The organism is Ornithinibacillus liuyingii (genome assembly GCF_055550225.1).
The window spans coordinates 178,384-188,324 of record NZ_JBPWOS010000010.1 but is presented as its reverse complement, the minus strand read 5'-3'; the positions used below and the strand labels follow the sequence as shown (position 1 = coordinate 188,324).

Genomic DNA, 9,941 nt, shown 5'->3' with positions numbered 1-9,941 from the left:
GTCACACCTGTTCCCATACCGAACACAGAAGTTAAGCTTCTCAGCGCCGATGGTAGTTGGGGCATTGCCCCTGCGAGAGTAGGACGTTGCCAGGCAATTTTTTGTATATAAAATAGAATATTGTACATAATAGTCATATATTGTATTAACTATTATTCCTCAGAACGAGCATTATTCTCACCGAGAGCATCGAAAAAATGCTTCCATGAAAAGATACGTAATTTATATTATTCCACAGTAGCTCAGTGGTAGAGCAATCGGCTGTTAACCGATCGGTCGTAGGTTCGAATCCTACCTGTGGAGCCATTTTTATGTTTAATTTTCTATTATGCTTCCATAGCTCAGTCGGTAGAGCACCACCATGGTAAGGTGGGGGTCAGCGGTTCAAGTCCGCTTGGAAGCTCTTTAAAGCAGCTTAACTTCTAAATAAAGAGGTTAGGTTGTTTTTTTATTTGTTTCGTGAAGTATTCTGCGTAGAAGATTTCTATCTATTCTATAGGCATAATAAAAACTACCATACACTTTTCCAAAAGGTCTGTGGTAGTTTTTTGATGGTCACAAAATTGACAATAACCAGTTCACTTCCAACATGGAAAAGAAGTTAAAACGAGAACAACGCAAACTGTCCAGACGTGCGCTGCATGCGAAAAACAACGGAATCGACTTACTCGACGCCAAAAACTATCAAAAAAAAAACGCAATGTAGCAAGATTGTATGAAAAAGTGCTGAATCAACGTGCCAACTTCTCCTAAACAAGTTAAGTACAGCCATCATCAAAAAACACGATGTCATCTGTATCGAAGACTTGAACACGAAAGGAATGTTGTGAAACCATAAACTAGCAAAATCCATTTCAGATGCATCATGATCGAGATGTCAATGCGAGTAAAAATATTCTAGTCGAAGGGTTACGAATCGTAGCTTCGGCTTAAACAACCTATAAAACCGTAGGGACTACGGGGATAGCTTGGTAAAGAAGAGAAACCGCTGTTAGTTAAGAAATACCACGAACAAGTACGCTCTGTTCCCAAGAATCCCCCACTTCAAACATCCTGAAAGGAGGTTAAGTGGGGGTAGTTCAATGGTCATCTAATTATACACTTTAGATAATGTATCTCATTATTTAATCAGAAATGGCTGTATAAGCGTAATTGGTGTTTCAGGAGGACTTTTTCACCTGTCTCTTCTCTTGAATTGATATAGCGCATTATAAACACCATAGATGGCTATGAATACAAGTAATCCAACCATACAAAGATTAAAATAGTACCAAAATCCATCTCCGAGAAAATTTAGCGGTGTACTGGTTGAAGGTGTTCTAGCTAAGAAAAGAAAATTGGCGTCAAAAATTGGATTGATAAAGAATCCGATAATTGCTGCATAACATAAAAGGTAAAGATAAGACTCTATTGTCTTTTTAAAGGTGATTTTTAACGTAGATGTTAGGACTAAAAATATACAAGCCCAAGATAATATGAGATGGTGTATAAAAAACTGCCAAAATCGAAAATGAGGAAAACCATGGTGTAATTCTGGTGTTACTACCGCAAGGAAGGAAGGTACAATGCCGATGAATAGGATAACTTGAATGATTTTCTTATTTTTGGTTAGTAGTGCAAGCATAGTAACGATTCCCGCTATGCTACATAGTTGAAAGGGAAGGAATTCACGCGGATTCCAACTGCCGTTTAATACCCCCCATGTTTGATAACTAAGTTCAGAGGAAACTAAGATGATCAATAACCCTATCCTAAAAAAATTGGATGTCCTTTTATTGGTAATCCATTTGTTGGAGCAAAATAGTAATAATACAGCTCCAAAAATAAATAAGAATACCATGAATAGGTGGTGGATACCCCATAAATGAAAAGATGATACTGCCTTACTAGTAAACCACTCTCCCATTCAAATCCCCCCTGTATATCCTTATCTAAATAGAAAACAACGCTTACTAAAGCATTTTTAGTAAGCGTCTATGATTGATTATTGATTAGTGAAATTAGCCACCAATTATGTGGTAACCTGAATCGACATGTAGTACCTCTCCGGTTACACCACGAGAAAGATCACTGATAAAGAATAGGGTAGCGTCTCCAACTTGATCCTGGTCAACATTACGGCGTAAAGGTGCTTTTTCTTCCACCATGCCTAGTTTCTCGTTAAACCCAGAAACCCCTTTTGCTGCTAAAGTCCGAATAGGTCCAGCAGATACTGCGTTTACGCGAATACCATGTTTTCCAACATCTTCGGCTAGGTATCTAACACTTGCTTCTAGAGAGGCTTTGGCAACTCCCATTACATTATAGTTAGGAATTACTTTTTCAGAACCTAAATATGTTTGCGTAACGATACTGCCACCTTCAGTCATTAGTTCTTTTGCTGCTTTTGTGACAGCAACTAAGGAAAATGCACTAATATCCTGTGCTAATAAAAATCCTTCTCTTGATGTATCGCTGAAATCACCTTTTAGTTCATCGCGGTTTGCAAATGCGACGGCATGGACAAGGCCGTGTATAACCCCAACCTTTTCTTTTATCTCATTAAAAGCGTTGCTTATACTTGCATCGTCCGCAACATCACAAGTAACGATGAGTTTAGCCTCGATATCATTTTGTTCTAATAACTTAGTTAGTTTTTTATACGATCTTTCTTGCCTGTTTGTAAATATAAGGTTTGCTCCAGCATTATGGAGTGATTTTGTAATACCCCATGCAATACTTCTTTCGTTGGCAACACCCATAACAACAATGTTTTTATCCTTTAATAGTTCAGTCATTTGGAACCTCCATTGTGATTAACTATTAGTACCTAACTATAATTTATCATTTTTTAAATGAAAAACCAATTTATTTCTTAATTTATTAATTTTATTAGGGGGATAATCCCTTGTGTATCAAGGGTTTTACGGGGCAGAAAATTTTTTTATAAAAAAATATCATTTTTCTCTTTACAAAGTGTGGAAATCTGTATATAATAAAATTCGTTGACTGCTAAGACAAGTTAAATAAATGAACTGGCCCGTTGGTCAAGCGGTTAAGACACCGCCCTTTCACGGCGGTAACACGGGTTCGAATCCCGTACGGGTCACCATGTGGAGGATTAGCTCAGCTGGGAGAGCACCTGCCTTACAAGCAGGGGGTCGCAGGTTCGAGCCCTGCATCCTCCACCATTTAAACCTAGATAGTTCTTCACCATGCCGGCCTAGCTCAATTGGTAGAGCAACGAGCAATACTTCTACCGAATCAGCTACGAGTAACCCCGAAGCATACACATCCATGAATATGCTGGGAGATACAGGGGTCATCAGGCAAACGTGACAAAATGAATAGGTGAGTTAATACCATGCCGGCCTAGCTCAATTGGTAGAGCAACTGACTTGTAATCAGTAGGTTGGGGGTTCAAGTCCTCTGGCCGGCACCATTTTTTTGTATAAAAACATATTAATATGTTAACTATATGGAGGGGTAGCGAAGTGGCTAAACGCGGCGGACTGTAAATCCGCTCCTTCGGGTTCGGCAGTTCGAATCTGCCCCCCTCCACCATTTAGATTATTGGGCTATAGCCAAGCGGTAAGGCAACGGGTTTTGGTCCCGTGATTCCCAGGTTCGAATCCTGGTAGCCCAGCTTTTTTTATTTTCTGGGACTTTTTTATTTATGGAACACAAAGAAGCCGCCGATTATATAAAAAGGCTCAAACTAACTTAGAACCAATTGATAATGTGGGCCATTAGCTCAGTCGGTAGAGCAACGAGCAATACTCCCACCGAATAAGCAACGAGTAACCCCGAAGCATACACATCTTGAATAAGCTAGAAGATGCAGGGGTCGACTTTAAAAAGGCTCAAACTAACTTAGAACCACTTGATAATGTGAGCCATTAGCTCAGTCGGTAGAGCATCTGACTTTTAATCAGAGGGTCGAAGGTTCGAATCCTTCATGGCTCATCATATAAATACGTGAAATCATGCAAGGTTGCGATTCTTTCGTAACCTTTTTTTTATTTGCATTTTATACTGTTTTTTAACATAATAGATAGAGTAATTCTTTATCTAAAATAAAGAATGAAACAAGTTCTTACTAAATAAATAGATACTATTAAAGGATGGTTGGTATGAGATCTTCTAGGATTCCTGGATTTTATAAAAGAACAGTTGAAGAACGAAGAGAGCTGTTGCAGGAGGCACTTGAGCTATCTGAAGATGACTTAAGCGTCTTAACATCACAGGAGGCATTACCAATCGATACTGCAGATAAAATGATTGAGAATGTTATAGGGACATTCCCACTTCCGTTAGGTTTAGGATTGAACTTCTTAATTAACGGGAAAGACTATATAATACCAATGGTTGTTGAGGAACCATCAATTGTCGCTTCTGCAAGTCACATTGCTAAAATTGTAAGAGATGCAGGTGGTTTTAAAACAGAAGCTTCAGATAGAGTCATGATTGGACAAATCCAAGTAGTTGGTTGTCCAGATTTCGATGCTGCAAAGAATGTATTGTTAGAAGCTAAAAATGAATTAATGGAGGCAGCTAATGCTGCTTATCCTAGCATTGTAGCTAGAGGTGGGGGAGCAAGGGATTTAGATGTACGTATTCTAAATGATTCGCCTGATTCCAGCTACGGAACAATGCTTGTATTACATTTATATATTGATACATGTGACGCAATGGGCGCGAATATTATTAACACTATGGTTGAATCGTTGGCTCCGACAGTCGAAGAGCTTACGGCAGGTAAAGTATACTTACGTATTTTATCTAATCTTGCTGATCGCTGTATCGCAAAAGCAACATGTGTTATCCCCCCTAAATTATTAGCTACAGGCGAATACTCTGGTGAAGAAGTGCGTGATGGTGTAGTGCATGCATTTGAATTCGCAGACTCTGACCCATATCGGGCAGTAACACATAATAAAGGGATTATGAATGGTATTGATCCAGTTGTCATTGCAACTGGTAATGATTGGCGTGCGGTTGAAGCGGGAGCTCATGCCTATGCATCACGTTTTGGAAGTTATCGTTCCATGACGAAATGGTCAGTTGATCAGGAGGGTAATTTGGTAGGAGAATTAGAATTACCAATGTCTATTGGCACAGTAGGTGGAGCGATTCGTGTACATCCGATTTCACAATTAGCGCATAAAATGTTAAATATAGAATCTGCTTCCGAGCTTGCACAAATTATTGTTGCAGTAGGTTTAGCACAAAATCTCGGTGCTTTAAAAGCTCTAGTAACAGATGGAATTCAAAAAGGTCATATGGCCCTGCATTCTCGATCTGTTGCGATAGCTGCTGGCGCTACTGGGGAGATGATTGATATTATAGCTGAACAATTAGTTAAGTTAAAGGAAATCCGTGTAGGTAAAGCTAAAGAATTGGTGGAACAATATTCAAAATGAGTACAGAAAAACTAACAATCACAAATAAACTAATAACAACAGAAAAAAGTGGAATTGGAATTGCGAATAGCAAACTAATCTTAATTGGTGAGCATGCAGTTGTACACGGACAACCAGCAATCGCAATACCATTTCCGTTAGTAGGAGTAGAATCTGTAATTGAATTTCATAAAGGGCCAATTAAGTTCGACAGTACCTTTTATAATGGGCCGATGGATTCTGCGCCACTTACATTAGAAGGAATTGTAAACAGCATTCATGAAACCTTAAAATATTTAGGACTTCCTAAAAAGGATCTAGTCATTAAAATAAAATCCTCTATACCACCTGGAAAAGGATTAGGATCTAGCGCATCGGTCGCAATCGCTATTATTCGATCGTTATTTTCTTATGCAAATGTGACGTATACAGAAAGAGAATTATTACATTTTGCTAATATTGCAGAGAAGTTTGCTCATGGTTCTCCGAGTGGGATTGATACATTAACGATAACCTCGGAATCTCCGGTATGGTTCGAAAAGGAAAATCCAGTAAGCTATATAAGTCCTGGAGAGGATTTTCATTTTATTGTAGCGGATTCAGGTCGTATTGGTGACACACGCTCAGCCGTGGAATCGGTTGCTCATCTTTTAAAGAAAGCTCCTAAGAAGATTCAGGCCAAAATTGAACGAATCGGGGAATTAACTCATTTAGCTAAACACGCATTAGAAAAGGCCGGTAAGAATTTATTAGGCCAAATGTTAAATGAGGCGCAAAAGGAATTAGTTGCGCTAGGCGTTAGTGATGAGGGACTAGATCGATTAATTAACTTTGCTCGTAAAGAAGGAGCGCTAGGTGCAAAATTAACTGGTGCTGGCAATGGTGGCTGTGTGATTGCGCTTGCCAAGAATGAGTTACATTCAAGGCAACTAGCAGATAAGCTAAAAGAATTTGGTGCGCAAGCTGTTTGGCCATTTGTCTTAAGAAAGCAAGATTAATAAGAAATGGCTTTGAAAAGGGGAACAGTCATGAAAGCAACTGCAAAAGCGCATACCAATATTGCATTAATCAAATATTGGGGAAAGCGTGATGAAGCATTAATTTTACCTACTAATAATAGTTTATCCGTAACGTTGGATGGATTTTATACGACAACTACTGTTTCGTATAAGCCGGAACTAACAAAGGATACCTTTACCTTAAATGATGAGGTGGTAGTAGGTGAGCAATACAACCGAGTAACGAACTTTCTTAATAAAGTTCGAGATATAGCTGGGAAGCAACTATATGCAGAAGTAAAATCGATAAATGCGGTTCCCACTGCAGCGGGTTTTGCTTCTTCTGCATCAGGCTTTGCTGCACTTGCAGCTGCCGCGACGAAAGCAATTGGGTTGAGCCTGACTGAATCGGAACTATCTCGCTTAACCCGCCAAGGCTCTGGTTCTGCATGTCGTTCTATCTTTGGTGGATTTGCCGAATGGCAAAAAGGGGAGATGGAAGACGGATCTGATTCCTTTGCAGTGCCAGTAGCTCCGAAAGACCATTGGGACATTAGAGTTGCTGCGGTGGTTCTCAATGCAAAAATGAAAAAAGTATCCAGCAGGTCAGGGATGAAGCGGACGGTTGAAACGTCACCCTTTTTTAAAGGATGGGTTGAAAGTATTCCATCTGATTTAGAAGCAATAAAACAAGGAATTCTGGAGAGAGACTTTCATAAGGTTGGGGAAGTTGCGGAGGCGAACTGTCTGAAGATGCATGCTACAACACTTGGAGCAAATCCTCCCTTCACATACTGGTTAGACACGACGATGTCTGTTATGCAGACTGTACAGGAATTACGCAGTACAGGAGTTCCAGCATACTTTACCATCGATGCGGGGCCTAATGTAAAAGTGTTATACCTACCACAGGATGAGGAGAAGGTGCTCGAAACGCTTCGCAATATTTCAGGTGTAACAGATGTAAGATTAAGTCGAGTCGGGCAAGGAATAAAGTATCTAGAGGATGAGGAACTTGTCTAATTCAACAATAACGATTCAAGTCCCTGGAAAATTAATGATTGCTGGAGAGTTTGCGGTGCTCGAGCCTTATCACAAGCTAATTGCCATGGCTGTTAACCGCTTTGTATATGTCGATATAAAGCCTAGTGAAAGGAATCAACTAACACTAGAAAAACTTCAACTAACTAACTTGAATTGGGTATTTACTAATGACCAGGTGAAAATTGACTCTGAGGATAAACGTGTTGATTTTGTCCAAGAGGCAATGACGATCGCCTGTAAGTATTTAGCAGAGCGTGGAACTACTATCGAGAATTTTTCGCTTCGGGTAAAGAGCGAATTAGATGATAAAAGCACAGGTAAAAAATTCGGTCTTGGTTCTAGTGCTGCTGTAGTGGTTGGGGTCATAACAGCTATCTTGCAGTATCATATGAAAAAAAAACCAGAACCATTACTGATATTTAAACTTGCCGCAATATCGCATATTGCAGCACAAGGTAATGGCTCTGGAGCGGATGTGGCTGCTAGTGCATATGGTGGGATTATTCAGTATTCCTCCTTCCAAGCAGATTGGTTAAGAGAGAAATACGAAGAATCGCATACTTTATTAGAACTACTAGAAATGGATTGGAAATACTTATCTATTAAACCGATAACGTTGCTGGAACATATCCATATCCGTGTTGGTTGGACCGGTAGTCCAGCATCAACAGGAAATTTAGTAAATCAAATATTACAATTGAAAGAACGTAATTTTAATAAATATCAGGATTTTTTACGAGATAGTGAGGAAGCAGTTGAACACTTCCTAAAAGGAGTTCAAACGGAGAACCTTCCACAACTATTGCAAGGTATCAAGCAAAACAGAGCTGCATTGGTAACGGTAGGAAAAGAGGCGCAAACAGAACTAGAAACATCTATGATAACACAATTATGTAATCTAGCTGAAGAACTTGGAGGAGCTGCAAAGCAATCCGGAGCCGGAGGCGGTGACTGTGGAATTGCTTTTATGCCATCTATAGAGAGCGCTAATCATTTAACCCATGTTTGGGAAGAAGCAGGAATTATTCCGTTAGAACTTCAACCGTATTTTAATGGAGCTACCCCTATAGAGAAGGCATCGCCCTAATGTGGCGATGCTTTCTTTCGTGGATGGAGTATGAATAAATATTCGAAAAATTGTCGAGTTGAGTCGTTTTTATAATCTAAGGTAAAATAATATTATATGGAGGTGGCTTTTTATTATGAAAAATAAAATATCTTTAATCGGTGTCCCAATGGATTTAGGACAAAGTCGTCGTGGAGTAGATATGGGACCAAGTGCACTTCGTTATGCTGGCGCAATTGAGCGCTTACAAGATTTAAACTATGATATTCACGATTTAGGGGATATACCGATAAATCGTCCGGATAAATATGAGGATGGAACGAAACTAAAAAATTTAGAGCAAGTCATAGAGGCAAATGAAACATTAGCGGAAATGGTGGATGCAGAAATAAATAAAGGTAGGTTCCCCCTAGTGTTAGGAGGAGACCATAGTATAGCTATTGGAAGCTTAGCTGGAATTTCCAAACATTATGAGAATTTAGGGGTAATTTGGTATGATGCTCACGGGGATTTGAATACGAGTGAAACATCTCCATCTGGAAATATTCACGGTATGCCACTTGCTGTCAGTCTAGGACTTGGACATGAAAGACTTACCAATCTATATCAATACGCTCCTAAGGTGAAGCCAGAAAATATCGTAATAATTGGCGCAAGATCATTAGACCCTGGAGAAAGAGAACTAATCCGTGAAATGGGTATTAAAGTATATACCATGCATGAAATCGATCGAATGGGAATGTCTCGAGTGATGGATGAGACAATAGAATATTTTAAAGATCGTACGGATGGTGTTCATCTAAGCTTAGATCTTGATGGATTAGATCCGACGGAAGCGCCAGGTGTTGGAACTCCTGTGTTAGGTGGTATGACATATCGCGAAAGTCATTTAGCAATGGAAATGCTTGCTGAATCTGATTTGATTACTTCTTTAGAGGTAGTGGAGGTAAATCCAATAATTGATGAAAAAAATAAAACAGCTACATTAGCTGTTGGATTAATGGGTTCATTATTTGGTGAAAAACTGAAATAATCTATCAACTAAAAAGGCATTAATTTAAATTAAATTGATGTCTTTTTATTTATTAGATACATCTCTTAATTGATACTGATTCAATAGATTATCCAATTTTCTACTCGTTTCTACGACTACTTCTGAGGTTAGTTTATATTTATTACTCAGTGTAATCATCTCTTTACGGCATTGCTCAATTTCTTGTAATAAAAGTTTATCCATGTTTTTTCCCCCTATTACTATACATTAAACTATATTACCCGAATAATTTACCGTTTTGCAATAGTAAATTAAGAAAAATCCATATTTTTTAGCGATTATGCGTTATAATGGTATGGAAAAAGTTTACTATTGTTATTTGTTCTTGCTATCCATGATTTAATGTAATGTGTGCAAGGATAAATAGATTGTACGCACACGATAAAAAAAGGATAAAA

General features: G+C 38.8%; 8 protein-coding genes, 8 tRNA genes, 1 rRNA gene and 1 pseudogene. 15 read left to right on the top strand and 3 right to left on the bottom strand.

Translation table 11 applies throughout. The annotated features are described in order from the left end of the window. The 4 genes and pseudogenes from rrf to ACSKT4_RS14815 form a co-directional block, all read left to right on the top strand. Positions 1-95 (top strand): 5S ribosomal RNA (rrf, locus tag ACSKT4_RS14830); the annotation flags it as partial. A gap of 136 nt (positions 96-231) precedes the next feature. Further along, a tRNA-Asn gene (locus ACSKT4_RS14825) sits at positions 232-306 on the top strand. Positions 307-330: 24 nt separating this feature from the next. Further along, positions 331-403: transfer RNA gene (locus ACSKT4_RS14820), tRNA-Thr, on the top strand. A 147-nt stretch (positions 404-550) separates the two neighbouring features. Then, a pseudogene (locus ACSKT4_RS14815) lies at positions 551-827 on the top strand (transposase); the annotation flags it as partial. 347 nt (positions 828-1,174) lie between these two features. On the opposite strand, the gene ACSKT4_RS14810 reads toward ACSKT4_RS14815, so the two are convergent. Next, positions 1,175-1,906 (bottom strand): YwaF family protein, encoded by a 732-nt coding sequence (locus tag ACSKT4_RS14810; RefSeq protein ID WP_186869415.1) that lies wholly within the window; start codon positions 1,904-1,906, stop codon positions 1,175-1,177. Positions 1,907-2,000: 94 nt separating this feature from the next. Next, positions 2,001-2,777, bottom strand: a complete 777-nt coding sequence (fabI, locus tag ACSKT4_RS14805; protein ID WP_186869416.1) for an enoyl-ACP reductase FabI — start codon at positions 2,775-2,777, stop codon at positions 2,001-2,003. Positions 2,778-3,016: 239 nt separating this feature from the next. On the opposite strand from fabI, the gene ACSKT4_RS14800 reads away from it, so the two are divergent. The 11 genes from ACSKT4_RS14800 to rocF all read left to right on the top strand — a co-directional run bounded on the left by ACSKT4_RS14800 (position 3,017) and on the right by rocF (position 9,522). Next, a tRNA-Glu gene (locus ACSKT4_RS14800) sits at positions 3,017-3,091 on the top strand. A gap of 3 nt (positions 3,092-3,094) precedes the next feature. Continuing rightward, a tRNA-Val gene (locus ACSKT4_RS14795) sits at positions 3,095-3,170 on the top strand. Between the two features lie 175 nt (positions 3,171-3,345). Next, positions 3,346-3,421 (top strand) — tRNA-Thr (locus ACSKT4_RS14790). A 38-nt stretch (positions 3,422-3,459) separates the two neighbouring features. Beyond that, positions 3,460-3,543, top strand: a tRNA-Tyr gene (locus tag ACSKT4_RS14785). Positions 3,544-3,553: 10 nt separating this feature from the next. Continuing rightward, positions 3,554-3,625: transfer RNA gene (locus tag ACSKT4_RS14780), tRNA-Gln, on the top strand. Between the two features lie 247 nt (positions 3,626-3,872). Continuing rightward, a tRNA-Lys gene (locus ACSKT4_RS14775) sits at positions 3,873-3,945 on the top strand. Between the two features lie 167 nt (positions 3,946-4,112). Continuing rightward, positions 4,113-5,402, top strand: a complete 1,290-nt coding sequence (locus ACSKT4_RS14770) for a hydroxymethylglutaryl-CoA reductase, degradative (RefSeq protein WP_186869417.1) — start codon at positions 4,113-4,115, stop codon at positions 5,400-5,402. Further along, on the top strand, positions 5,399-6,379 hold the full coding sequence (gene mvk, locus ACSKT4_RS14765) for a mevalonate kinase (protein ID WP_186869418.1): 981 nt from the start codon (positions 5,399-5,401) through the stop codon (positions 6,377-6,379). The genes ACSKT4_RS14770 and mvk overlap by 4 nt, the downstream gene beginning before the upstream one ends. A gap of 30 nt (positions 6,380-6,409) precedes the next feature. Then, complete coding sequence (mvaD, locus tag ACSKT4_RS14760) at positions 6,410-7,402, top strand: diphosphomevalonate decarboxylase (protein WP_211742239.1); 993 nt, start codon at positions 6,410-6,412, stop codon at positions 7,400-7,402. Beyond that, complete coding sequence (locus ACSKT4_RS14755; RefSeq protein WP_186869420.1) at positions 7,395-8,510, top strand: phosphomevalonate kinase; 1,116 nt, start codon at positions 7,395-7,397, stop codon at positions 8,508-8,510. The genes mvaD and ACSKT4_RS14755 overlap by 8 nt, the downstream gene beginning before the upstream one ends. 115 nt (positions 8,511-8,625) lie before the next feature. Then, on the top strand, positions 8,626-9,522 hold the full coding sequence (gene rocF, locus ACSKT4_RS14750; protein ID WP_186869421.1) for an arginase: 897 nt from the start codon (positions 8,626-8,628) through the stop codon (positions 9,520-9,522). Positions 9,523-9,567: 45 nt separating this feature from the next. On the opposite strand, the gene ACSKT4_RS14745 is transcribed toward rocF, so the two are convergent. Next, positions 9,568-9,726 carry an aspartyl-phosphate phosphatase Spo0E family protein gene (locus ACSKT4_RS14745; RefSeq protein ID WP_186869422.1) on the bottom strand — a complete coding sequence of 53 codons (159 nt, stop codon included), beginning with the start codon at positions 9,724-9,726 and terminating at the stop codon, positions 9,568-9,570. Positions 9,727-9,941: the final 215 nt, after the last annotated feature.

What these genes read in the sequence shown, in the direction of transcription:
- ACSKT4_RS14810 (WP_186869415.1), bottom strand. Translation starts at nt 1,906, where the DNA reads ATGGGAGAGTGGTTTACTAGTAAGGCAGTATCATCTTTTCATTTATGG.
- fabI (WP_186869416.1), bottom strand. Translation starts at nt 2,777, where the DNA reads ATGACTGAACTATTAAAGGATAAAAACATTGTTGTTATGGGTGTTGCC.
- ACSKT4_RS14770 (WP_186869417.1), top strand. Translation starts at nt 4,113, where the DNA reads ATGAGATCTTCTAGGATTCCTGGATTTTATAAAAGAACAGTTGAAGAA.
- mvk (WP_186869418.1), top strand. Translation starts at nt 5,399, where the DNA reads ATGAGTACAGAAAAACTAACAATCACAAATAAACTAATAACAACAGAA.
- mvaD (WP_211742239.1), top strand. Translation starts at nt 6,410, where the DNA reads ATGAAAGCAACTGCAAAAGCGCATACCAATATTGCATTAATCAAATAT.
- rocF (WP_186869421.1), top strand. Translation starts at nt 8,626, where the DNA reads ATGAAAAATAAAATATCTTTAATCGGTGTCCCAATGGATTTAGGACAA.
- ACSKT4_RS14745 (WP_186869422.1), bottom strand. Translation starts at nt 9,726, where the DNA reads ATGGATAAACTTTTATTACAAGAAATTGAGCAATGCCGTAAAGAGATG.